Raw genomic sequence first — 22,701 nt, 5'->3', positions numbered from 1 at the left:
GCAGAACACAATGAGAACAGGTAGAGTACGTTCGTGTTTTGTCCTTCCAATCGCAGAAGTTGAAGTCTTTAAGCTTCTTGGAATTACAAAACCGCGATTGGTCAGGAATGGCCGCTCACTTTCAATCAGCGCCTTAGGAGCGAACGGGGATAAAAGATGCTTACACAGAAGCAACACGAGCTTTTGATGTTCATCCATCAACGCTTGAAGGAAGCCGGTGTTCCGCCCTCCTTCGATGAGATGAAGGACGCGCTGGACCTCCGTTCCAAATCCGGCATTCACCGGCTGATCACAGCTCTGGAAGAGCGCGGCTTCATTCGCCGCTTGCCGAACAGAGCCCGTGCGCTGGAGATCCTCAAACTGCCGGACTCAATTTCTCCGGGCCTGAAGCCTGCCGCCAAGGAAAAAGGCTTTGCACCTGAGGTGATTGAGGGCTCCCTGAGCAAGAAAGTCGCAACGCCGCCACCTCCACGCACCACATCACCAGACGAAGTGCCAACGCTGGAAATCCCGGTCATGGGCCGCATTGCTGCAGGCGTCCCAATCGAAGCAATCCAGACACAAAGCCATACCATCGCAATGCCTGCTGATCTGATGGGGCGTGGCGAGCATTATGCGCTGGAAGTCAAAGGCGATTCCATGATCGATGCCGGTATCTTTGATGGGGATACCGTGTTGATCAAACGTGGTGACACGGCTGATAACGGCGAGATCGTTGTGGCGCTGATTGATGAAGAAGAAGCAACCTTGAAGCGCCTGCGCAAAAAAGGCGCCTCAGTCGCGTTGGAAGCGGCCAACCCCGCCTACGAAACTCGCATCTTCGGCCCGGGCCGCGTCCACGTTCAAGGCAAGATGATTGCGCTCTTCCGCCGCTATTAAATCATTGGTTGCCTGAGGCAATTTTGGATTCCAAGGTCTGCGCTGAGCATCATATGCCCAGCGCACTTTTTTTATTCTTTCCCCGCCCTCAGCACCAGCAGAGAGCCAGATGTAAGCTGAACCTCGCTCTCCGAAAACCTTCTGGTCAATAACCAGCTCAGCCCGGCAAGCAGGAGGCGCCTGAGCCTGTGTGATGACGATGGTGGCAAGACGGCAGTCAGCCTCCAAAACTTCAACTACTTTAGACTGTGCCAACAGGATCGGCGCAGAGCTTATCCTCCCTCCCTCTGCAGGCTGCTGAGGGAATATCACAATCACACAGCCGCGATCATCACAGGACCGATCTGAAGCCCTCACCTTGTGCTGTTTGAATGAACCCGCCGAAACCCCACCGGCGCGCAACAGGCTGTCAGCAGCAAACGACATACGTGAGGACGTCAGTCGAAACGCACCATCCTGCCCATAATAAGCAATGTGCTTGCCCGCATCCGCAATCATCAGGTCAGGCGCCTTGCCACCGGCAAACATCAGAACACTCACCGTAAATGCCGGAAGTGAAAGCCATTTCAGGCGCAGCGGCATCACACACAGTACGACAATCGCTAGGATCACGAGCAGATACCCTGGAGCACTGGCAACCCCGAGACTGGTCAGCCCCTCACTGAGTGAGCTCACCCAGTAAGCAGCTTTCAGCACCAGTGCCAACCCAGCCTCCATCCCTTGCAGAAAGAACGCATCCGCACCAAACGGGATCGCCAGCAGGCTCAACAACCCAAGGGGCATAACCACAAAAGTCACCAATGGCATAGCAAGGATATTCCCCAGAACCCCATAAGGCGCAACCTGCTCAAAATGCATCGCCGCAACTGGCCCCGTAGCAGCACCTGCAATCAACGAGGTCAACGCACAAGCTAGAATCCACTTTAAACTTACACGACTAACCTTTTGAAACCATGAGGCATTACTCCTTCGCAAATTATCGCGATCACCGAGCAACCAATCCTTCCCAAGCATATAGGCTGAGAGCAAGGCGAGCACTGCAATGAAGGACATCTGAAACCCGGGAGCCAGAACCTCCTCCGGCCTCAGGCTTAAAAGCACAAGGCAAGCCAGCGCCAGACCACGCAGACTGAAGGCCCGCCGACCAAGCAGTCCCGCGCATAAAATCATCGCTGCCATCAAAAAAGCCCGCTGCGTTGCGACAGAAGCTCCTGACAAACCAAGATAAACAATCGCCGCAATCAGTGCTGCCACGCTGGCATAAACGTGAATATGTCCTTTCAGCGCAAGCGACTGGCTGAGGGATAGGATCAGGCGGGCACCAAGGAAGACCAGAGAGGTCACAAGACCCATATGCATACCGGAGATGGCGAGGACATGAGCAAGTCCGGCATTGCGTAACGCATCCTTGTCAGCGGTGGCAAGGTAGTCTCGCTTGCCCACCAGAAGCGCAACAGCAAACGCACTTTCCGCGCTGTTATCCAACACCCGCCGGATCCGCTGCGCTATCCCACTGCGCACACGCTCCACCCCTTGCAGAAAACTTGTGCCCTCTAGGTGTGCCACAACAACCGGCTTGGAAAGCGCGTAGCCAACCGCACCAATCCCACTGAAAAACGCAGTGCGGGCAAAGTCGTACCCACCGGGGCGCACCGCACCTCCCGGCGGCAACAACCGAGCCTTCAGCTGCATCCTGTCCCCCATCACGGGTGCTTCTTTCATCCCCTTGATGCTGATCCGGATGCGATAAGAAAGAGGAGTTACGCCCTTCTGCGAAAGTGTTGTCACATCTGCAAAAATGACGGAGTAAGCCCCTTTGCCAGAATGCTTCACTCCAGCAACCACACCTTCCACTTTTCGCGTAATCGGACGCTCCAGCGGGTCACCGCGCGCATACTCCACGCGCAAATCAGCAAGGAAGAACCCGGCAGCAAAGAACGAAAGCGCGGTCAGTCCAACCGTTAACCGCCCGACCCTCCAACGACGAAAAGCGAATACTCCCAATAAGATAAAAGGAGTTCCGCTTAAAACGCTGTAAGGCTCGGCGGGGAGTGAGAAATAAACCAGCACACCAGCCAAATGGCAAAGCGCATACCAGAGGATGCCATGCCCCTTGTTCCAATCCTGTACCAGAGCAGAACGGGCATAACTCATGACAGCTGGCCAATCCGGCCTCAACACGAAACCCAGCAGCTCACGTGCCCTTTGAAGCACGTCTCGAAACCTAAGACGCTGTTTCTCTTCAATAAAACGCGTACTTGCGTTGCTATGCGCGTTTTTTGCGTTGACTTGCGTTTTTGTGCGTTGCTGTGTTGCCCGCCCAGCAAGCGCCGTATCTGCTTCAAACGGCACAGAAGAAAACTTATCCTCCTCAAGGCAAAGCTCACCTATTCTGGGAGCACAGCCACCAGATTGCGTCTTGTCTGAGGATGATTGCCCCTCGCGCACCCTTAAGTCCCTTTCTGCCACTTGGGAACTTTTCAATGCTATGGTACACAGCCCGCAGAGGTACGGCGCCCCGCCGTAATTACCCCAAACTATTCGAAGTAACTTGAAACTTTTCCGGAACACCTATGACTAAACCTGTTGTGACGCGCTTTGCGCCTTCTCCTACTGGCTACCTGCATATTGGCGGCGCCCGTACAGCCCTGTTCAACTGGCTTCTGGCAAAACACAGCGGCGGTAAAATGCTGCTGCGCATTGAAGACACCGATCGCTCCCGCTCCACCGAGGAAGCCGTAGACGCGCTGCTGGACGGTCTGTCCTGGCTGGGCATGGACTGGGACGGCGAGCCGATCTCCCAGTATGGCCGCGTTGACCGCCACCGCGAAGTTGCTGAGCAGATGGTCAAGGTCGGCACTGCGTACTACTGCTACTGCTCCCCGGAAGAAGTGAACGAGATGCGCGAGAAGGCCCGCGCAGAAGGTCGCCCGCCGCGTTATGACGGCACCTGGCGTGATCGTGACCCATCTGAGGCACCGGAAGGCATCGCCCCTGCCATTCGCCTGAAAGCACCGCTCGAAGGTGACACCATCGTGGAAGATCAGGTTCAGGGCACCGTCAAGTTCGCAAACAAGGATCTGGACGACCTGATCCTCGTGCGTTCTGATGGCAACCCAACCTACATGCTGGCCGTTGTGGTAGACGATCATGACATGGGCGTCACCCACATCGTTCGTGGTGATGACCACCTGACCAACGCAGCACGCCAGTCCCTGATCTATAAGGCTCTGAACTGGGATGTCCCGGTCATGGCGCACATTCCGCTGATCTACGGACCAGACGGTGCAAAGCTCTCCAAGCGCCACGGCGCAGTAGGTGCAGAAGCGTACCGGGCTATGGGCTACCTGCCATCCGCCATGCGCAACTATCTGGCACGCCTCGGCTGGTCCCACGGCGATGACGAGATCTTCTCTACCGATCAGATGATCGAGTGGTTCGGTCTGGACGCTGTAGGCAAATCCCCGTCCCGTTTCGACTTCAAGAAGCTGGAAAACCTGAACGCTCACTACATGCGCTCAGAAAGCGATGAGGAGCTGCTCGGTCACTTCCTCACCTATCTGATGGACGTGGAAGGCGGCGCAGACGTCATGGCGTGGATTGCAGGCGATGGAAACCAGGACAAACTGGTTGAAGCTCTGCCTGGCCTGAAAGAGCGTGCAAAGACCCTTGTCGAACTGCAGGAATCTGCTCGTTACCTCTGGGTTCAGCGTCCGCTGGATCTGGATGCAAAGGCTGAAAAGATCCTCTCTGACGAGGCACGTGCTGTTCTTGGCAAGGTTCTGGTTGCTCTGGAAGCACTGGACGAGTGGACCGTGGAAAGCACCGAGACTGCCGTTAAGGCAGTGGCTGAAGCAGAAGAGCTGAAACTCGGCAAAGTTGCTCAGCCATTGCGCGCTGCACTCACTGGTCGTGGCACATCCCCAGGCATCTTTGACGTGCTCAAAGTGCTCGGAAAAGACGAATCTTGCGCACGCATTCGTGATCTTTCAGCTTAATTCGCTGAATTCTAAAAGAAACTACCGCTGCAAATACTAGTCATTCGTAGCGGTAGTTACACTTATAGCTAAAAGCATTGGTTGCGGGCGCTTGCCCCATCGCGGCAAATGATATAGGCAGTTCCACGACAACACTCTCCTCCGGGCGGAAACGTCAGATCATGCAGTGTATTCATTTGTACACAAATGAAGCAAGTCGCATGAGGAGATACAAAATGGGGGTTGCCTGATATGAGCGACAAAACAGCGAAACTGACTATTGGAGACAACAGCTGGGACTTTAACGTCCACTCTGGCTCCATGGGCCCTGATGTTCTGGACATCGGTTCGCTTTATAAGCAAACTGATCACTTCACACTGGACCCTGGTTTCACATCAACTGCCTCATGCGAATCCAAGATCACTTACATCGACGGTGACGCAGGCGTTCTGCTTTACCGCGGTTACCCGATTGAACAGCTCGCCGAACACGGCGACTTTTTGGAAAGCTGCTATCTGCTGCTGTACGGCGAACTGCCAACACGCGCAGAGAAGGACGATTTTGTTCATCGTGTAACCTACCACACCATGATCCATGATCAGATGAGCTCTTTCTTCAAGGGTTATCGTCGTGACGCCCACCCAATGGCAGTCATGACCGGTACCGTTGGAGCTCTCTCTTCCTTCTATCATGACAGCACCGACATCTCTGATCCACACCTGCGCATGGTTGCATCCCTGCGCATGATCGCAAAGATGCCGACCATTGCTGCAATGGCCTACAAATACCACGTTGGCCAGCCATTCGTTTACCCAAGAAACGATCTGGACTACGCATCCAACTTCCTGCACATGTGCTTTGCAGTTCCATGTGAGGAATATAAAGTAAATCCGGTTCTGGCACGCGCCATGGACCGTATCTTCATCCTGCACGCTGATCACGAGCAGAATGCTTCCACGTCCACCGTACGTCTTGCTGGTTCTTCAGGCGCAAACCCATTTGCATGTATTGCAGCTGGTATTGCATGTCTGTGGGGTCCATCTCATGGCGGTGCGAATGAGGCAGCTCTGAACATGCTCGCCGAAATCGGTTCTGTTGACCGCATTCCTGAGTATGTAGCACGTGCAAAAGACAAGAATGATCCGTTCCGCCTCATGGGCTTCGGTCACCGCGTCTACAAAAACTACGACCCACGCGCGCGCATCATGCAGAAAACCTGTCATGAAGTGCTTGCAGAGCTGGGCCACCAGGACGATCCGCTTCTTGAAGTGGCAATGGAACTGGAAAAAGTTGCTCTCACCGATCCTTACTTCGTTGAGAAGAAGCTTTATCCAAACATTGACTTCTACTCCGGCATCACCCTGCGTGCCCTGGGCTTCCCAACCACCATGTTCACCGTGCTCTTCGCACTGGCTCGTACAGTAGGTTGGATCGCACAGTGGAAGGAAATGATTGAAGATCCTTCCCAGCGTATCGGTCGTCCACGCCAGCTGTACACCGGCTATTCCGAGCGTGATTATCAGCCAATCGACCAGCGCCGCTAAAAACATTCTCCGAAAAACGAATACCGGTTTTCGGGAAGTGTAGCGAAGCTGATTGAGCTGATAGACAGACTTCAGAAAAAGGAGGCATTTTGCCTCCTTTTTTATTTGAATAGCGCACATTGCGTTCAACACACGCAAACCATGAGGCGGCTTAATCCTGTTCATGCCTCACCACATCCCTATCCTTGATGTTTGACCAAGTGCCCAGCACTGCCACCGGCATCAGAAAAGGATGTATTGATGCGTCTTGCCCCCCTCCCTGTTTTTGCAGCTTTCACGCTCCTCTCTGCTGGTCTGGCAAGCTATTCCTTAGCAAACACCGACACCACCCAAGCCTCCAGGGACGTTGTCTTTTCAAACCTGAGCATGCAGGACGGCACATCAGACAATTCCATCTGCGTTGAGCGTTATGGTGACGGGTACACAGTCTCCCCCTCCAAGGAAGCCCCCAAGCGCACCTATATCAGCGATAAGGGGCACACGGTAACGCTGGTCGATACAAACGAGATCCTGGGACACGGCATTTTTGCAGAGCACGACCGGTTCATGATGACGTTTCCCGGCAATAAAGAGGAAGAGATCGAGGTCACTCAGTTCGTAACCGGCCTGATTGGCGGAGACCATTACAGCGGCGTGTTCACAGACGGTACATGCACCGGCAAGGTCTTTGTTGGCCCGCTGAAACTGCAGTAAAGCCCGCTCACCACCGTTCCATTGAACTGACACAGACAGAGACAGATATTCTGAGAGGTTCCCCAAACCGAAATGGTCCGGTGCAAAAGGCACGTCCGGTTCATCGTCCAACAGCATTTCGCAGCCGCACCAATCCTGACCGATCAGGCACAAGAGATGGGACGCAACAGGTTTAAAACGAGAGAAAGCATGCGAGTTAAAAAGCTGAAGCAGTCCGGTGTTGTTCTCCTCATCACCTTTGGAATGCTGGGGCCAGCCAGCAGTCAGATCGTCAATCGCGTCAATAAGGCCAACCCGTTTTCCGACATGAAGCGCGCGCTTCCAACACGGCAAGTCTTAATTGACAACCTGACAGTCCTGACTGATGCGGTGGGAATTGAGTTTTGCGAGGGACGTTATGGCAAAGGCGGCACCATTTTTCCTGACCAAAACGGGAAACAAGGGCAGTTCATCAGCAAGATGAACGACAAAGTCTCCCTCTACGATCGCAGTGAGTGGCGTCAGGACGGCATTTATGCAGAACACTCAAAACTGCTGATCACCTTCCACAATGACCCGGACGTAGAGGTCGAGGTGACTGCCTTCATCACCGGCTTCGTCAATTCTAAGATGTTCAGCGGCGTCTTCTCTGATGGCGTCTGTACCGGGCACTTCTCCGTCGTAGCCGCCAATTGATCCCGCAAAACGCTGCTTCGAGAAATTGACTAAATCCGGACAGTCACGCGAAAGACATTCTTCATCCTAAAGAAAATCAAATTGAACCCAGAGCATTTACATTAACGCAGCAGGACTATTCTTTGCGGGTCGTGAGGCCTGAACAGCAACGAGTGGAAGCTCCCCATGAATAAGATTTTCTGTGCAGCAACAAGCCTCAGTCCTGTCGTCGACAGATCCGGGACGAGAGGTCAGGCACAGCAGGTTTGAAATGGGAGTAGACATGCGCCTTACAAAACTGAAACAGTCCGGTGTAGCTCTCATCCTCACCATTGGGATGCTGGGGCAAGCTAACGCTCAGATCACCCACCGCGACAACCGGGGCAATCCCTTCACAGACCTGAAACGCCTGTCTGTATCACGGCAGATCGCCATCCAGAACCTGACAGTCCTGACCGATGCAGTTGGGGTCGAGTTCTGTAAAGAGCGCTACGGCAACGGATACACTGTCTACCCCGATCCAAACGGACGGCGCGGGCAGTTTGTCAGCGACAAAGGACACAAATTCTCCCTTTATGCCCGCAGCGAGTTGCGCGGTGACGGCATTTATGCCGAACACTCGCAAGTCCTCATCACCTTCCCCAATGATCCGGATGAAGAAGTCGAGAACACCCAGTTCATAACCGGCTTCGTGAACTCAAAAATCTTCACCGGCGTCTTCTCAGATGGCATCTGCTCCGGAAGGTTCTCTGTCGTCGGCGTCAAATGATCATTTCTGGACAGGCGCAGTTGCCTCAGTCAGCTCAAAACATTTACTGACAGAACTCTCGTTGGCCTTATACGTGCGAAAGCCAACCGCCTCATAATAACCCAGCCCCTCCGGGTTGGAGGCACCAATCGTGGCATCAATCTTCTCAAGCCCGGCTTGTCTGGCAGCATCAAGCGTTGCAGCAAACAAGGCCCGCCCGACACCGCGGCGCCCAGCACGCGGGCGCACATGGGTGCCGATCATGCCCCAACCCGGCGTCACACCATAAGTGTTGCCCTCTGATGCCCGTTTCAGGACCTGCAGCCCAAGCAGGGTCCCGTCCACATCTTCAACCACAGAACAGCGGATATTATCTGCATGAGCAATGTAGTGAGAGATCACATAGGTCTCATCACTCGGCAAACTGCGCTTTCCTAACGCAGCAAGTTCCTGCAAAAAAACGCTGATTTCTTCAGCATCGACCAGAACCGCGTCTCTGACTTTCATAAAAACCTCAAAATCTGTAGCTGACCTTCACACTCATTCTCAAAACAAACACGACAGGCGAAAACCCACGATGCATCAATGCAATGAAGAGCATAGCCTATCATAAGCCCTGGATTTTCCAGCCCCTGCACTGCGTAAATCTTCAGTTTTCACGGATGTTTATGCGTAGTGCATTAGAAACTGGCTAAATCCAGCAGTATCCCCAAAACCCATTCTTCATCCTAAAGAAAATCGAAGCTCAGCAAAAACATCTACGTTAACGCAGCAGGACTACTCTTTGCGCGGTTTTAAGCCTGAAAATAACAAGTGGTGGCACCCATGAAGAAATTTCTCTGTGCAGCAGCAAGCCTTGGCGCAATTGCCTATGTCAGCAGCACGGCCCTGGCAGACGATCACAGTCTGGGCAGTGACAATGAATCCGTCACATTCTCCGAGCTGACATTGGCAGACGGCACGCCTGACGACGGCACCTGCGCAAAACGCTACGGAACAGGTTACAAAACCGCAGACCATCCCGACACGTCTTCACCAAACGCTCAAAAGACGACGACAGAAGGCCACGACATCATCATCTCCTCCACCGGTGGCACCATTGGGGATGGTATCCTGTCCATCGAAAATGAATACGAGATCATCTTCCCCAATGACGAACACAAAGAAACAATTGATGTGAAGATGTTCGCAACCGGCCTGATTGGCAGCGGAACAGCCTCAGGCGTGTTCTCAGATGGCACGTGCCGCGGCAAGGTCACCATTCAATCTGCCCAGCAGTAGGACCCGAGCCCGATGAAAGCCGCCCTTTGCACAGCCATATCCCTGACAGCCCTGACGCTCACAAGCATCAGCGCAGACGCGATGAGCCTGCGAATGGGGCGCGGCGACAAGTTTTCCGCATTCACCGACCCGTCACTGGTGGACGGAAGTCCGGACAACGGGATCTGCGCGAAAAGATATGCCAATGGCTTCACGGTTAAGAAACATCCAGGCTCCCTCGCAGAGCATCGCAACTTCATCACCTATGAGGGGCATGAGATCAAAATGATCCATATAGGCGGCAGCTTGGAAAGTGGCCTGTACTCAGTGGAGAATGAATACATCATCACCTTCCCGCAGGACATACAAAGCAAACCTGTCAACTTTCAGCTGATGGCAACAGGGATCACAGGCGAAACGCAAGCGACTGGGGTCTTCTCTGACGGGACGTGTCGCGGCTCTACAGTGATGACACTGCTGAAGAAAACACAACTTCAATGATACAACACCGCGTCATACCACCCAACGATACGGGACGGATAGAACAATGAAAACACTGCTCCTGACCACAATCGCCTTCACGGCACTGGCCATCACCAGCACCGCTGCTTTGGCCGTCGCACAAAGGCTGGGGCCCGGCGATAAAACAATCACCTTCTCCAATCTCTCCATGACAGACGGCAGTCCAGATGATGGAACCTGCGAAAAGCGCTACGGTGAAGGCTTCACAACCAAGGACCATCCGGATTCCACCAACGACACACTCAAACGCGGCACGGACAAAGGCCATGACATTCTGGTCATCGCCATCGGTGGCAGCGTCAGCGGGGGCATTTTCTCAATCGAGAATGAGTACGAGATCATTTTCCCGGGAGATGAAACCAAAACACCTGTTGACGTGGAACTGGCCGCAACAGGTCTGGTCGGCACTCAGGAAGCGTCCGGCGTTTTCTCCGACGGCACCTGCCGCGGAACACTGCACATCAAGGTATTGGAACCATAAGTGTAATGATACGGGCCATCTCAACTCACCAATAATGACGTAATGGAGCGAACGTTGAAAATACTCTTCCTGGCCACTTTCAACGCACTGGCGCTGATCATCGCAAGCACCTCTGCACAAGCGATAATCGAGAAGCTGCATTTCAATGACAACATAATCACCTTCTCCAATGTCTCTATGATCAATGGAAGCGCGCCAGACGACATCTGTTTGAAACGATACGGTGAGGAGTTAGCAACAAGAGATCACCCCGACTCTACAAAGTTTTCCATCAAACGTATGACCGACAAAGGCCATGACATCACAGTAGCTTCACGAAGCATCAATGTGACCGAAGGCATCTTTTCCATCGAAAGCCGATATGAAGTTCTCTTTCCAGATGACGACAGCCAAACACCCGTTCACCTAACCATAACGACGACCGGACTGATCGGAGACAAAGAAGCGACTGGACTGTTCTCAGATGGCACCTGCAGAGGGGCCATCAAGGTCAAAAATAAATAAATTGATTAATACACTCGAGAAAAACTAGATAAGCCGTTCGAGGTGTACTCTTTCACTGCATTAAACAAGCACTGAGGAGAACACCCTGCGCTTAAAGCATCACTTTAAGCGCAACTCCAAATGACTCTTGGTTTTCAAAGAGCTACACCCATTTAATGAATCACTTTCAAAAGCACCTAAGCTGAAACTCCAGCCGTTTCCAAAATGATCCGGGCAGCCTTGCCTGCCTGACTTTCGCCTTCAGGCAAACGCATCTTTTCATCAATACGAGAGAACGCGTCCAGCTGCGCCCGCCGCTCTGCACTGTCAGACAGCAGCGTAAGTACAGCCTGACTGAGCACTTCAGGGTCCGCTTCGTCTTCAATATATTCCTTGATGCTGTGATCTCCAAGCACAAGGTTGGGCAGCACAATGGTGTCCACCGCAACAATCTTGACGAACCGGTTGATCTGCTTCAAACGGCGGAAGAACCAGTCCAGCTTGTAAGCTATAACCATAGGCACCCCAGCAATCGCCAGCTCCAAAGACACAGTACCGCTGGCCGCAAGCGCTGCATTTGCCTGTCGCAAAGCCGCAAACTTTTCCGCTTCACCCGTCACAATACGCGGCTGCACCTTCCAGGACGCCACACCATCGCGAATGCGCTGTTCCTGATGAGGCACTGCTGGAATGATCACATCCACATCCGGGTCTTGCGCACAAATCAAAGCGACTGCTTCACCAAACGGCTCCAGCAACCGCGAAACCTCGCTGGTTCGGGAGCCCGGAAGCACCACCAACTGCTTTCTGTCTGTCCCGAGCTCTGCGCGCTCCCCCGGAGCAGGCCGCAAATCCGCAAGCCGTTCAATCAACGGATGCCCTACATAGTCACAAGGCGGCCCACCAAGGCGCTTGTGGGCATCAGGCTCAAACGGCAACAGAGCAAGCAGCTGATCCACATATGCCGCCATCTTCTTCGCACGTCCCGGACGCCACGCCCACACAGACGGGCTCACATAGTCCACCACTCGGATATGAGGCGCTTTTTTGCGCACGCGCTTTGCCACATTGTGAGTGAAATCCGGAGAGTCGATGATCAGCAGCAAATCAGGTTGCTCGGCAATAACCGCATCAACGGTTTGATGTACACGGCGAATAATTGTCGGCAAACGCTCCAACACCGCCGTAATGCCCATCACAGCAATATCATGCAGCGGAAAGATCGACTGCACACCTTGAGCCGCCATGCGCTCACCGCCCAGACCACAGGCTTGTAGACGATCACCAATCGAAGCCCGCAGAGCTTTTATGACTTCCGCGCCGAGCTGATCACCTGATTCCTCGCCAACAACAAAGAAAACCTTGAAGGGTTTGACAGCTTCCAAATCGCTCATACCTTAGCGCTCACCAGATTCAAAATCTTCATCACGTGCGCAGCCATAAAGGAAAACACCAAGTTCATCGCAAAGGCGCTCAACCTCATCACGATGAGCAACCAGCACACGCCCAGCCTCAACACACACGCCTTTTAACTGTGCGACAGAAGCTTTCTGTATGGTTTCTGGCCCAACGGTCGGCATATCAAGGCGCAGATCCTGTTGCGGCTTAGAGCACTTTACAAGCACACCCGCAGCCCCCTTGGACCGGACACGGCCATTTGCACGCAAGCCAGCAACTCGCTCAAGCATGGCATCCGTGCCTTCAGCCCCCTCAACAGCCACAACACGCGCGCCAACAGCAACAGCACCCTGCCCGATATCCAATCGGCCCACAGCATCGACAGCCTCAATGGCAAGCTTCATATCACTCAGAGCCTTAGCATCCGGCTTCGGCCCTGCCACGTGGCCTGGGCTGGCGACCAGCCCCGGAGCAACTTCATGAGCACCAACCACGTGTAAACCCTCTCGTTCAAATATCCCGGCTACTTTCACCAGCAAATGATCATCACCGCCAACAACAGCCTTGATGATACGCGGCAAACGCCAAATCGTTCCAAAATCACCAAGGATCGATGTGAAGTCAGGCCGCTTCCGCACAGCGCCGATCAACACCACATCCTGAACACCATTAGATTTAAGCGTTGAGAACAGTTTGCCGATCTGCCCCCAGCCAAGTTCAACGGGATTAAACGCAGAAAGGGAGGCATCTGCCTCCCCCTTGATTGCGATGGTCACCACATCGCGACCTTGTTCCATAGCAGACCGAATGACCAGACCGGGCAGATCGCCGCCGCCAGCAATCACAGCAATAGGTGCCTGTTTCACCATGAATTCAAAACAGACCCTTATTCACTGGTGTTGCGCGGCGTACAGAACCGGCGCTTTTCATCTTCCAGCATGAACGACGTCATCGTCTGCACACCTTCAAATTCAGCGTACTTTGTCCGCGCAATGTCCGCACGAGCACGCAACGTACCCTCTTCACTGTTGAAGACCTCCTTATACGCACCGCGCAGGGCGTGGATTTCTTCGCGAGAAAAGTTGCGGCGCTTCAAACCAATCAGATTCAGCCCTGCAAGACGCGCACGATCACCAATCACAGATCCATAAGGGATCACGTCAAACTCAACACCAGTCAGACCACCAATGATGGAATGAGCACCCACACGGCACCACTGACGCACAGCAGACAGTCCGCCAAAGATCACGTGATCTTCAACCTCAACATGCCCGGCAAGCGTTGCGTTGTTGGCCAGAATAACGTTGTTGCCCACAATGCAATCATGCCCGACATGAGTACCCATCATGAACAGGCCACCATTCCCAACGCGCGTCACACCACCACCGCCGGCAGTGCCAGGGTTCATGGTGGAGTGCTCGCGGATCTGATTGTCTTCGCCGATTTCCAGTAGCGTGTCTTCGCCGGAAAACTTCAGATCCTGCGGCTGATGCCCCAAGCTGGCAAACGGGTAGACCTTCGACCGGGCGCCGATCGTTGTCCGTCCAGCGATCACCACATGGGAAACAAGCTCTACATCATCGCCAAGAGTTACCTTGGGACCCACCATGCAGTAAGGACCGATCTTGACATTCTCTCCAAGTACGGCCCCATCCTCGATAATCGCGGTGGGATGAATCTGTTGCATCAATGACCTCAATTCGCCTCGTCAGAATCGACAAGCATTGCGCTGATTTCCGCTTCAGCAACCTTCTGCCCGTCTACCATTGCAACACCTTCAAACTTCCAGATGGTCGCGCGGTTGCGGACTTTTTTCACATGAAAGTGCACCTGATCACCAGGAACCACAGGCTTGCGGAACTTACACTTATCAATGGTCATGAAGTAAACCAGAGAAGGCACATCTTTCTTTTCACGACCATGGACGCAAAGCGCACCAGCAGTCTGAGCCATCGCTTCGATAAGCAACACACCTGGCATTACAGGCTGGCTTGGAAAATGTCCCTGAAAATGTGGCTCATTGATGGTTACATTCTTAATACCAACACCTGAGTTGTCGCCGTCCATATCAACGATACGGTCAATCATCAAAAACGGATAACGATGGGGCAAAAGCTCCATAACCCGCATGATATCAGCGCTTTCAAGTGTTCTGGTCTCTACATCACTCATAATAATGCCTCAGCAATATCGGTTTGACTGGCATATGTCTCACTTGGAGCATCTGAGGACACGCCCTCCTCATTCACCAGCCAATCTAGTTAACTATCGGGATCAGATCCCGGGTCTAATCTGTTATTTCTTGCCGCCTTGAGCGGTCAGGCGGCGAAGCGCCGTCATTTCCTTGAACCACTCACGGATCGGCCGTGCCGGTACACCACCATAACGCCCACCTGGCGCCAGATCGTCGTGTACAGCACTTACGCCAGCAACTTGCGCGCCCATTCCAATGCAAACGTGCCCGGAAACACCGGTCTGTCCGCCAAGAACCACATAATCCTCAAGGCTGGAACTTCCAGAAATCCCTACCTGAGAAACAATGACGCAATGCTTTCCGATATTAACGTTGTGACCAACCTGAACCTGATTATCAATCTTGGTTCCATCACCCACAGTCGTATCACGGTTTGCACCGCGGTCTATACAGGAGCCAGCGCCAATTTCAACATCATTTCCTAGCACAACTCGGCCCAGCTGGGGAACCTTGATATGTCCACCTGGCCCCATCGCAAACCCAAAGCCATCCTGCCCTATGCTAACGTTTGGGTGAATAATGACACGATCGCCAAGCACTGCGTGCTGCAAACTGGAATTTGCTCCAATGGAGCAGTTCTCGCCCAGCTGACAATTGGCAGCGATCACTGCATTGGGACCAACACGAGATCCAGCCCCAATCACCACATGCGCGCCAATGACAGCACCAACTTCAACAACAACACCTTCACCCAGCTGCGCGCTCTCATCAACAAAAGCACGCGCACTGACAGACGTCTCGCTGGTTACCGGAAGTGGCCGCATTGCGGTTGGGTAAAGCTCTGCCAGAACTTTCGCCAGTGAGCGGTACGGTTCCTTGGCGAGCAAAGGCACAACGCCGTCAGGCACCTTGTCGACATGCTTTTTGCTCACGAGACAAGCTGTTGCCTTCGTGCTCTCAAGCTGATCCAGATATTTTGGATTATCGATAAACACAAGCGTTCCGGGAACGCCTTCATCCAGAGGAGCAACACCAGTAATGGCAAGCTCACTATCACCACGAACAATCTCCGCCCCAGCCCATTCAGCTACTTGTTTCACTGTTATTGATCGAGCTTCAGGGAAGAAAACCGGGCTAACTTCAGATTGATTTGATGGTTCTGTCATAGGATCCTACAAAAAAACGGCCGCCGAGGGTATCGACGACCGATTATAATCAAATTTTCACTAGATCAGAAGCGTGTACCACCACTGAGCTTGAATACCTGCGTTTCATCAACATCGTTTTTGAGCACAGGCCAAGCAAAGTCAGCACGCAGCGGCCCAAACGGCGACTGCCACAACACACCAACACCAACAGAGGCACGAAGATCGAAGTCTTCAGACTGGATACCGCTTCCGATTACAGAAGACAGTTCACTATCCACACCCCAGAGAGAACCCGCATCAGCGAAGACTGCGCCCGACAATCCAAGTTCTTCAGGGAAGACTGGGAATGGGAACTGGCCTTCAACAGTACCTGCAACGTAGTATTTACCACCCAAAGCATCGCCACCGTTTTCATCACGAGGGCCATAACCATTGGTCGCAAAACCACGAATTCTGTCAGGTGAACCCTGGAACTGATCAGTTACACGCAAACGGTTACCGATAGATTCGATGTAACCGGCAGAACCCTTCACAAAGCCAACAAGACCCCATTCAGCGTAGAGCTCTTCAAACGCACTACCCTTAAACTGACCACGCAGATACTGCGACTGACCACCCAAACCAGCAATTTCCTGCTCGTAGGATGCAACATAACCATCACGTGGGTTCAGATTGTTGTCCAGAGTATTGTAGACCAGTGAGAAGCCGGCAAGAGATGTTGTGTACTCACCAAGAGAGTCACAAACACCCAGCGAAACACCATCTGCACAATTACTAATGCCAGTAGAATCGCTACGGGTCAGATCACGCTGGTAGAGCTTGTAGAACAGGTTAAGCGTCAGCTCATCTTCGCGAAGTGGAAGACCGAAGTTAACAGCACCACCAGTTGTCTGCTCTTCATAAGCACGGGAGCTGTTCTGATCGTATACGCGGCGGTACACATCCAGACCTGCAGAGATACGGCGCCCCATGAAGAACGGCTCAACGAATTTGAACTCATACTTCTGGTTGTCGGTACCACCACCAACAGCAGCTTTAACGTACTGACCACGACCAAGGAAGTTGCGCTCGGTGATGGAGATATCACCAATCACACCGTCAGAGGTGGAGTAACCCACACCGAATGAAACTTCACCGGTTGGCTGCTCTTCAACATCCACGTTGATGATCACACGGTCAGGCGCACTGCCCTGCTGACGCGTAATACGCACATTTTGGAAGTAACGCGTGTTGCGCAGACGACGCTCAGCCTTATCCAGAAGGATACGGTTGTAAGCATCACCTTCAGCGAGATCGAATTCGCGGCGGATCACGTACTCACGTGTACGGTCATTACCACGAACGTTGATACGCTCGACATAAACGCGTGGACCTTCTTCGATCAAATAAGTGATCGAGACTGTCTTGTTCTCATAATCACGCTCACCACGAGGGCGAACCTGAGCAAACGCATAGCCTGCCTTGGAAACTTCCAGCGTCAGAGCTTCAAGCGTCTTTTCAACTTCTAAAGAGTTGTAGGTATCACCAGACTGAGTGCGCAGATACTGGCGCATCGCCTCTGGGTCAACAGCAGACAACGATGTATCGATTTCGATATCGCCGAACTCGTACTGCTCACCTTCATCAACAGTGAACGTCACGTAGAAGATGTTTTGCTCACGGTCCAGATCTGCAACAGCAGAAACAACGCGGAAGTCAGCGTAACCCTTCTGGTAGTAGAACTGACGCAAAGATTCTTCATCTACATCGAGACGGTCAGGATCATAAACATCAGTTGTACGCAACCAGCCGAGGAAGCCACTTTCGCGGGTCTGGATCTGCTCACGCAGGTAGCCGTCGGAGAAGGCTTGGTTACCGATGAAGGAAATACGGGCAACACCCGTCTTATCCCCTTCTTCGATTTCAAAAACCAGATCCACACGGTTATTAGCGCGCTCAATAATCTTCGGCTCAACAGACGCACGATAGCGACCGGAGCGACGATAAGCTTCCAGAAGGTTCTGAGCATCAGACTGAACACGCGCACGTGTCAGCATGGACCGTTCAGAAGAACGAACGACTGATTGCAGAGCTTCGTCTTTCAGTCGCTTGTTACCCTCAAAGGAGATTTTGCCGATAACTGGATTTTCTTTAACATCAACAACAAGAGTGCCGCCGCGTTGCTCGATGGAAACATCAGCAAACAGACCGGTCGCATAAAGCGTGGTCAGGCTCTCGTCGATATCAATTGCAGAAAACGATTTCCCTGGACGGATAGTCAGGTAGTTGCGAACTGTTTCGCTTTCGATGCGCGTTGCACCGTTAACGACAATCTTGTTAACCACCGCGGCCTCGGCAACCCCTGCTCCGATAAACGGAACACCAACCGGAGCAACTGTACTAGTAGCTGCAACGGCCATTGCCAAAAGCGACACACGTGACAGGTTCTTAAATGACTGCATAGAACTGCTATGCCTTTTATTTTCAGCCTAAAGTTGCATTAGTCCCCTGATCCTCAGATCACTAATGCGCCTCAGGGTAATGGATAGAATCTGAAACACCTAGGAACTTTGTACAAGGTTTTCAGAGTAAAGCAAGGCGACACAACTGGATTTAATGCAATTTGCCCAATCCTTTGCCCAACCTTTGGTTACGCAACTTACCTAAGAGCCGATAATCGACCGCAGATCATTCCAGGTCGCAAAAACCATTAGAAGCAGAACCAGAGTGATTCCTATCCGGAACCCGAAATCCTGCAGTTTTTCACTCAACGGCTTACCCCTTACGATCTCGATGATGTAGTATAGCAGATGCCCGCCATCCAGCATGGGAACAGGCATAAGGTTGAGTAAACCAATAGAAATTGACAAAACTGCGGTAAGGTTAATTAGCGGTAAAATACCATGGGTCGCAACTTGCCCAGAAATTTGCGCTACGCGAATCGGACCACCTAGTTGGTCCGGATCTTCTTTACCGAGGAAAAGACCGCCAATATAACCTAATGTCCTATCAAGAATGTACCATGTCTCTTTTACCCCTTCACCCACAGCTTCCACCGGGCCAAAACGCTTGACTATGATATCTTCCTGAGAAGTATTTCGCTGAATTCCAAGAATTCCAACCTTCTGCGTATTCCCAAAACCATCACTGATTTCCTGTAGTTCTGGCGTTGCAGTAAGGCGCTCGACAGCATCCCCGCGCTCCACATCGATCTGCATCGGAACGCCCGCACTCGCCGTCACGACCCGCTGCACATCATTGAAACTTTCTACTGGATTGCCATCAATCGAGAGGATCAAATCCCCTGGCAAAATGCCGGCCATTTCAGCCGCACTACCAGGTCGCACCTGATCCACACGCGGCAATGTTTCGAATTTTCCTAAAAATCCAAACATTCCTGCAAAGATAAGAATAGCGAGGATAAAATTGGCAATAGGCCCTGCGGCCACAATTGCGGAGCGCTGCCATGGGTTCTTCGCAAAGAACGCAGTCCGGCGCATCTCCTCATCCATTTTGGCTTGCTCGTCACGGTCAGGCACGCTTGCAGCATTCTCATCACCTGAGAACTTCACATAGCCACCCAGCGGAATGGCACAGACCTTCCAGCGCGTCCCATGCTTGTCATTGCGACCCAACAGTTCCGGTCCAAACCCGACTGAGAATGCAAGAACCTTCACCCCGCACCAACGCGCGACGAGGAAATGCCCTAGCTCATGGAAGAAAACAACCACAGTAAGCACAGCCAAGAAGGGAATGATGACTCCGAGCGAACCACCAAGAACTGAACTCAGAACGTCCATGCGAACAGCCTTACCTTATTTTTTAGGAAGCGCCGGATTAGGCGGCCATCTTCCCAATAACTTCGTTTGCAACTCGACGCGCTACCTGATCCAACTGAAGAATCTCCTCCAGCTGATCTGAACAATCTAGCATATTTTGCGTATGAAGCCGATTCAGAACATCCTCAAGAAGCTCTGGGATCTGGAGGAAGCCGATCTTCCGTCCAAGGAAGGCTTCCACCGCCACTTCGTCAGCTGCGTTAAAAATCGTCCCTGCCCCATCGCCAAGTTCCATCACTTTACGTGCAAGTGACAGCGCAGGAAAACGCTCAAAATCAGGCTTTTCAAAGTCCAGACGCCCAATCATCCCCAGATCAAGATCCGCAACCGGAGCCGTCTTTCGGGTTGGGTATGCCAGACAATGAGCAATTGGCCCGCACATGTCCGGAACCGCCATATGGGCCAATAATGACCCATCACAATATCTAACCATGCCATGGACAATTGATTGTGGATGGACAACCACATCCAGCTGATCAGCGGTAATAGGGAACAGATGATAGGCCTCAATCAGCTCAAGACCTTTGTTCACCATCGAAGCACTATCAATGGTAATCCGCCGCCCCATGGACCAGTTCGGATGCTTCAGCGCCACCTCAGGCGTCGCAACACGCATCTCATCCAGTGTCGATGTCCGAAACGGTCCACCTGAAGCTGTGACAATCACTTTGTCGACAGCTTTGGGGTCATCTTGCTCAAACACCTGAAAAATCGCATTATGCTCTGAATCCATCGGCAGCAGTTTGGAGCCATGCTTTTCAGCCAGCTCACACACAATCGTGCCTGCACACACCATAGTTTCTTTATTGGCAAGAGCGATATTGCTACCTGCCTTGATCCCCTCAATGGTCGGCTCCAGCCCTGCGGCTCCCACCATAGCAGAAACCAGCACATCCACCTTCTGGCTAGCCGCCTCCAGCACAGCCTCACGACCTGCAGAAACCTCAACGCCAGTACCGGCGAGTGCCGCTTTAAGATCTTCGTATTTGGAGGCATCACCAATGACCGCACGCTTTGCGCCAGTCTCCCGGCACGCCTTAGCAAGCGCATCAACATTGCGGCCTGCAACAAGTGCATTGACGTCATAACGCTCAGGGCTGTGCGCAATAACTTTGAGCGTACTGGCTCCAACCGATCCGGTTGCTCCCAACACAGTGAGAGATTTTGTCATATCAACAACCCTTGCAAATCAACAGAACCGTGGGCGAAGCACAAAAATCAGCAGTATCAGGATGCAAACAGCATCAACCCTGCATTTGGATCGAACAGCTGACCGCCAAACACTACACCAACCACATAGGCAAACACAGCGGCAGCGACAAGGCCATCAACGCGATCAAGCAACCCACCATGCCCGGGAATAAGGCGACTGGAGTCTTTCACCTTAAAGCGACGCTTCATGGAGCTTTCAAACAAATCTCCAAGCTGAGAGATTGCAGAAAGAACAACAGCAAGCCCAAAAGCCCAGACCAGCTGAGAACCACCAGCAACAGCAACAAAGCCCATTCCTAAAAGCGAAGAAAAGACCACGCCACCAATAGCACCGCTCCAGGTTTTGTTTGGAGAAACAGCAGGCCAAAGCTTAGGTCCGCCAAAGCTGCGACCACACACATAGGCCGCAATATCGGTTCCCCAGACCACAAGGAAGAGATAGATGATGAAGAATAGCCCTTCATCCCCTTCCCGCAGCGCAAGCAATGAGACAAATGTCAGGCCAGCGTAAACGTAGCCCTCACTCACCCAGCGCGCCGTCCGATCAAAGCCACCAGCACCGTAAAGCACCGCGGCGCCAACAATCAGCGCACCGGCAATCCAGAGCGGTTGCGCCTGAAAGTAACTAAAGCCAATAAAGAGAAGAAACAAATAGCCCAGCAGCACAACAGGTCGCTGAGTGTTTTGCAAAATGATCTTGTACCATTCCCAGTAAACAATCAGCATGCCAACAAGCACGAGGCCAGCAAACCAGAAACCGCCCGCCCATGTCAGCGCCAGCGCGACAGGAGCAAGGATAACTGCAGAAAGAGCGCGTACCAGCAAATCAGGATTTGCATTTAGCACGCGCCGGATAATTCCTCCAGAAGCGCCTTCAGAATTGTTCTGATTGTTTTTGTCAGGCATTACGTCCCAGTCGCGTCAGAGCTCAAACCCCCATACCGCCGGTCACGGTTAGAGAACGCCAGCAAAGCATCATCAAAAGCATCTGAGTTAAACTCAGGCCAGGGCGTCGGAGCAAAATAAAATTCGGCATAAGCAGCCTGCCACAACAGGAAGTTGGAAAGTCTCTGCTCTCCCCCTGTGCGGACTATGAGGTCTGGATCCGGAATATCACGGGTATCCAGACAAGTGCTGACATCATCCTCCCCAATGTCAGCAGCTCTCAACTCACCAGCTTCCACGCGCTGCGCCAGTTGCCGTGCAGCTCGGACGAACTCGTCCCGCGCTCCGTAGTTAAAAGCAATAACCAGCACCAGCCCGGTACAATGAGCGGTCTCTCGTTCCGCATCATTAAGCAGGGTCAGCATGGATTTATCGAGATTTTCTTTGGACCCGATGACACGAACTCTCACATTAGTCTTGGTGAGTTCTTTAATGTCATCGCGTACAAACCGGCGCAGCAAGGCCAGCAGGAAAGAAACTTCCTGTTGCGGGCGCGCCCAGTTCTCAGAAGAAAAGCTAAAAAGCGTCAGGTAGGAGATCCCGCGCTTTTGTGCGTGTTTAACGGCTTCGCGCAGTGTTTTCACACCGCGCCGATGCCCTTCAGTACGCGGAAGGCCCCGGCGAGTTGCCCAACGGCCATTACCATCCATAATGATGGCGACGTGACGAGGCACACTCAAAAGTCCGATTTCGGAATTTGCATCAACTGCCTCAAATTCAACGCTCGCCGCCATATAGCCCCCG

At 52.7% G+C, this 22,701-nt stretch carries 22 protein-coding genes; 10 read left to right on the top strand and 12 right to left on the bottom strand.

Translation table 11 applies throughout. The features are described 5' to 3' along the window. Nucleotides 1-156: 156 nt before the first annotated feature. Nucleotides 157-879 carry a transcriptional repressor LexA gene (gene lexA / locus PsAD5_RS27625; protein WP_057465511.1) on the top strand — a complete coding sequence of 241 codons (723 nt, stop codon included), beginning with the start codon at nucleotides 157-159 and terminating at the stop codon, nucleotides 877-879. Here the strand turns inward: lexA and PsAD5_RS13475 are convergent. Continuing rightward, a complete protein-coding gene (locus tag PsAD5_RS13475) occupies nucleotides 775-3,327 on the bottom strand; it encodes a ComEC/Rec2 family competence protein (protein WP_063292475.1) in 2,553 nt (850 codons plus the stop codon). The genes lexA and PsAD5_RS13475 overlap by 105 nt on opposite strands. A 125-nt stretch (nucleotides 3,328-3,452) precedes the next feature. Here PsAD5_RS13475 and gltX point away from each other — a divergent pair, with 125 nt between their 5' ends. From gltX to PsAD5_RS13450, 5 genes are all read left to right on the top strand, one after another. After that, nucleotides 3,453-4,877: a glutamate--tRNA ligase gene (gltX, locus tag PsAD5_RS13470; RefSeq protein WP_063292474.1), complete on the top strand. Its 1,425-nt coding sequence runs from the start codon at nucleotides 3,453-3,455 to the stop codon at nucleotides 4,875-4,877. Between the two features lie 231 nt (nucleotides 4,878-5,108). After that, nucleotides 5,109-6,401: a citrate synthase gene (gene gltA, locus PsAD5_RS13465; RefSeq protein ID WP_063292473.1), complete on the top strand. Its 1,293-nt coding sequence runs from the start codon at nucleotides 5,109-5,111 to the stop codon at nucleotides 6,399-6,401. 240 nt (nucleotides 6,402-6,641) lie between these two features. Next, nucleotides 6,642-7,094, top strand: coding sequence for a hypothetical protein (locus PsAD5_RS13460; RefSeq protein WP_063305280.1), 453 nt, complete (start codon nucleotides 6,642-6,644; stop codon nucleotides 7,092-7,094). A gap of 189 nt (nucleotides 7,095-7,283) precedes the next feature. Then, complete coding sequence (locus PsAD5_RS13455; protein ID WP_063292527.1) at nucleotides 7,284-7,769, top strand: hypothetical protein; 486 nt, start codon at nucleotides 7,284-7,286, stop codon at nucleotides 7,767-7,769. A gap of 262 nt (nucleotides 7,770-8,031) precedes the next feature. Next, nucleotides 8,032-8,517, top strand: a complete 486-nt coding sequence (locus PsAD5_RS13450; RefSeq protein ID WP_057465516.1) for a hypothetical protein — start codon at nucleotides 8,032-8,034, stop codon at nucleotides 8,515-8,517. On the opposite strand, the gene PsAD5_RS13445 is transcribed toward PsAD5_RS13450, so the two are convergent. After that, nucleotides 8,518-9,003 carry a GNAT family N-acetyltransferase gene (locus PsAD5_RS13445; RefSeq protein ID WP_063292472.1) on the bottom strand — a complete coding sequence of 162 codons (486 nt, stop codon included), beginning with the start codon at nucleotides 9,001-9,003 and terminating at the stop codon, nucleotides 8,518-8,520. Between the two features lie 318 nt (nucleotides 9,004-9,321). Here PsAD5_RS13445 and PsAD5_RS13440 point away from each other — a divergent pair, with 318 nt between their 5' ends. From PsAD5_RS13440 to PsAD5_RS13425, 4 genes are read left to right on the top strand one after another with little or no spacing between them, the layout of a single operon-like run. Then, on the top strand, nucleotides 9,322-9,777 hold the full coding sequence (locus PsAD5_RS13440; protein ID WP_063288999.1) for a hypothetical protein: 456 nt from the start codon (nucleotides 9,322-9,324) through the stop codon (nucleotides 9,775-9,777). Between the two features lie 12 nt (nucleotides 9,778-9,789). Continuing rightward, nucleotides 9,790-10,257 carry a hypothetical protein gene (locus tag PsAD5_RS13435; RefSeq protein WP_063292471.1) on the top strand — a complete coding sequence of 156 codons (468 nt, stop codon included), beginning with the start codon at nucleotides 9,790-9,792 and terminating at the stop codon, nucleotides 10,255-10,257. A 46-nt stretch (nucleotides 10,258-10,303) separates the two neighbouring features. Further along, nucleotides 10,304-10,759: a hypothetical protein gene (locus PsAD5_RS13430; RefSeq protein ID WP_063292470.1), complete on the top strand. Its 456-nt coding sequence runs from the start codon at nucleotides 10,304-10,306 to the stop codon at nucleotides 10,757-10,759. A 54-nt stretch (nucleotides 10,760-10,813) separates the two neighbouring features. Then, nucleotides 10,814-11,263, top strand: a complete 450-nt coding sequence (locus PsAD5_RS13425; protein ID WP_208981922.1) for a hypothetical protein — start codon at nucleotides 10,814-10,816, stop codon at nucleotides 11,261-11,263. Between the two features lie 176 nt (nucleotides 11,264-11,439). Here PsAD5_RS13425 and lpxB read toward each other — a convergent pair whose 3' ends face one another. The 10 genes from lpxB to PsAD5_RS13375 all read right to left on the bottom strand — a co-directional run bounded on the left by lpxB (nucleotide 11,440) and on the right by PsAD5_RS13375 (nucleotide 22,691). After that, nucleotides 11,440-12,636 (bottom strand): lipid-A-disaccharide synthase, encoded by a 1,197-nt coding sequence (gene lpxB, locus PsAD5_RS13420; protein WP_063292469.1) that lies wholly within the window; start codon nucleotides 12,634-12,636, stop codon nucleotides 11,440-11,442. Between the two features lie 3 nt (nucleotides 12,637-12,639). Beyond that, nucleotides 12,640-13,509 (bottom strand): LpxI family protein, encoded by an 870-nt coding sequence (locus PsAD5_RS13415; protein ID WP_063292468.1) that lies wholly within the window; start codon nucleotides 13,507-13,509, stop codon nucleotides 12,640-12,642. A gap of 17 nt (nucleotides 13,510-13,526) precedes the next feature. Then, a complete protein-coding gene (gene lpxA, locus PsAD5_RS13410) occupies nucleotides 13,527-14,327 on the bottom strand; it encodes an acyl-ACP--UDP-N-acetylglucosamine O-acyltransferase (RefSeq protein WP_063292467.1) in 801 nt (266 codons plus the stop codon). Between the two features lie 8 nt (nucleotides 14,328-14,335). Continuing rightward, complete coding sequence (gene fabZ / locus PsAD5_RS13405; RefSeq protein ID WP_063289006.1) at nucleotides 14,336-14,812, bottom strand: 3-hydroxyacyl-ACP dehydratase FabZ; 477 nt, start codon at nucleotides 14,810-14,812, stop codon at nucleotides 14,336-14,338. Between the two features lie 123 nt (nucleotides 14,813-14,935). Continuing rightward, nucleotides 14,936-16,000, bottom strand: coding sequence for a UDP-3-O-(3-hydroxymyristoyl)glucosamine N-acyltransferase (lpxD, locus tag PsAD5_RS13400; RefSeq protein WP_063292466.1), 1,065 nt, complete (start codon nucleotides 15,998-16,000; stop codon nucleotides 14,936-14,938). A gap of 65 nt (nucleotides 16,001-16,065) precedes the next feature. Next, nucleotides 16,066-18,423 (bottom strand): outer membrane protein assembly factor BamA, encoded by a 2,358-nt coding sequence (bamA, locus tag PsAD5_RS13395; protein ID WP_063292465.1) that lies wholly within the window; start codon nucleotides 18,421-18,423, stop codon nucleotides 16,066-16,068. 201 nt (nucleotides 18,424-18,624) lie between these two features. Further along, nucleotides 18,625-19,761: an RIP metalloprotease RseP gene (gene rseP / locus PsAD5_RS13390; RefSeq protein WP_063292464.1), complete on the bottom strand. Its 1,137-nt coding sequence runs from the start codon at nucleotides 19,759-19,761 to the stop codon at nucleotides 18,625-18,627. Nucleotides 19,762-19,798: 37 nt separating this feature from the next. Further along, nucleotides 19,799-20,971, bottom strand: a complete 1,173-nt coding sequence (gene dxr, locus PsAD5_RS13385) for a 1-deoxy-D-xylulose-5-phosphate reductoisomerase (protein ID WP_063292463.1) — start codon at nucleotides 20,969-20,971, stop codon at nucleotides 19,799-19,801. A 56-nt stretch (nucleotides 20,972-21,027) separates the two neighbouring features. Beyond that, entirely contained in the window at nucleotides 21,028-21,918 is an 891-nt protein-coding gene (locus tag PsAD5_RS13380; protein ID WP_063292462.1) for a phosphatidate cytidylyltransferase, read from the bottom strand. Continuing rightward, on the bottom strand, nucleotides 21,918-22,691 hold the full coding sequence (locus tag PsAD5_RS13375; protein ID WP_063289012.1) for an isoprenyl transferase: 774 nt from the start codon (nucleotides 22,689-22,691) through the stop codon (nucleotides 21,918-21,920). The genes PsAD5_RS13380 and PsAD5_RS13375 overlap by 1 nt, the downstream gene beginning before the upstream one ends. Between the last annotated feature and the right edge of the window lie 10 nt (nucleotides 22,692-22,701).

It is taken from the genome of Pseudovibrio sp. Ad5, assembly GCF_001623095.1.
GTDB lineage: Bacteria > Pseudomonadota > Alphaproteobacteria > Rhizobiales > Stappiaceae > Pseudovibrio.
The sequence above is the reverse complement of the archived record's forward strand: the minus strand, read 5'-3'. Positions and strand labels throughout refer to the sequence as shown.

Coding starts and splice junctions, on each gene's coding strand:
- lexA (WP_057465511.1), top strand. CDS start 157: ATGCTTACACAGAAGCAACACGAGCTTTTGATGTTCATCCATCAACGC.
- gltX (WP_063292474.1), top strand. CDS start 3,453: ATGACTAAACCTGTTGTGACGCGCTTTGCGCCTTCTCCTACTGGCTAC.
- gltA (WP_063292473.1), top strand. CDS start 5,109: ATGAGCGACAAAACAGCGAAACTGACTATTGGAGACAACAGCTGGGAC.
- PsAD5_RS13460 (WP_063305280.1), top strand. CDS start 6,642: ATGCGTCTTGCCCCCCTCCCTGTTTTTGCAGCTTTCACGCTCCTCTCT.
- PsAD5_RS13455 (WP_063292527.1), top strand. CDS start 7,284: ATGCGAGTTAAAAAGCTGAAGCAGTCCGGTGTTGTTCTCCTCATCACC.
- PsAD5_RS13450 (WP_057465516.1), top strand. CDS start 8,032: ATGCGCCTTACAAAACTGAAACAGTCCGGTGTAGCTCTCATCCTCACC.
- PsAD5_RS13445 (WP_063292472.1), bottom strand. CDS start 9,003: ATGAAAGTCAGAGACGCGGTTCTGGTCGATGCTGAAGAAATCAGCGTT.
- PsAD5_RS13440 (WP_063288999.1), top strand. CDS start 9,322: ATGAAGAAATTTCTCTGTGCAGCAGCAAGCCTTGGCGCAATTGCCTAT.
- PsAD5_RS13435 (WP_063292471.1), top strand. CDS start 9,790: ATGAAAGCCGCCCTTTGCACAGCCATATCCCTGACAGCCCTGACGCTC.
- PsAD5_RS13430 (WP_063292470.1), top strand. CDS start 10,304: ATGAAAACACTGCTCCTGACCACAATCGCCTTCACGGCACTGGCCATC.
- lpxB (WP_063292469.1), bottom strand. CDS start 12,636: ATGAGCGATTTGGAAGCTGTCAAACCCTTCAAGGTTTTCTTTGTTGTT.
- PsAD5_RS13415 (WP_063292468.1), bottom strand. CDS start 13,509: ATGGTGAAACAGGCACCTATTGCTGTGATTGCTGGCGGCGGCGATCTG.
- lpxA (WP_063292467.1), bottom strand. CDS start 14,327: ATGCAACAGATTCATCCCACCGCGATTATCGAGGATGGGGCCGTACTT.
- fabZ (WP_063289006.1), bottom strand. CDS start 14,812: ATGAGTGATGTAGAGACCAGAACACTTGAAAGCGCTGATATCATGCGG.
- lpxD (WP_063292466.1), bottom strand. CDS start 16,000: ATGACAGAACCATCAAATCAATCTGAAGTTAGCCCGGTTTTCTTCCCT.
- bamA (WP_063292465.1), bottom strand. CDS start 18,423: ATGCAGTCATTTAAGAACCTGTCACGTGTGTCGCTTTTGGCAATGGCC.
- rseP (WP_063292464.1), bottom strand. CDS start 19,761: ATGGACGTTCTGAGTTCAGTTCTTGGTGGTTCGCTCGGAGTCATCATT.
- dxr (WP_063292463.1), bottom strand. CDS start 20,971: ATGACAAAATCTCTCACTGTGTTGGGAGCAACCGGATCGGTTGGAGCC.
- PsAD5_RS13380 (WP_063292462.1), bottom strand. CDS start 21,918: ATGCCTGACAAAAACAATCAGAACAATTCTGAAGGCGCTTCTGGAGGA.
- PsAD5_RS13375 (WP_063289012.1), bottom strand. CDS start 22,691: ATGGCGGCGAGCGTTGAATTTGAGGCAGTTGATGCAAATTCCGAAATC.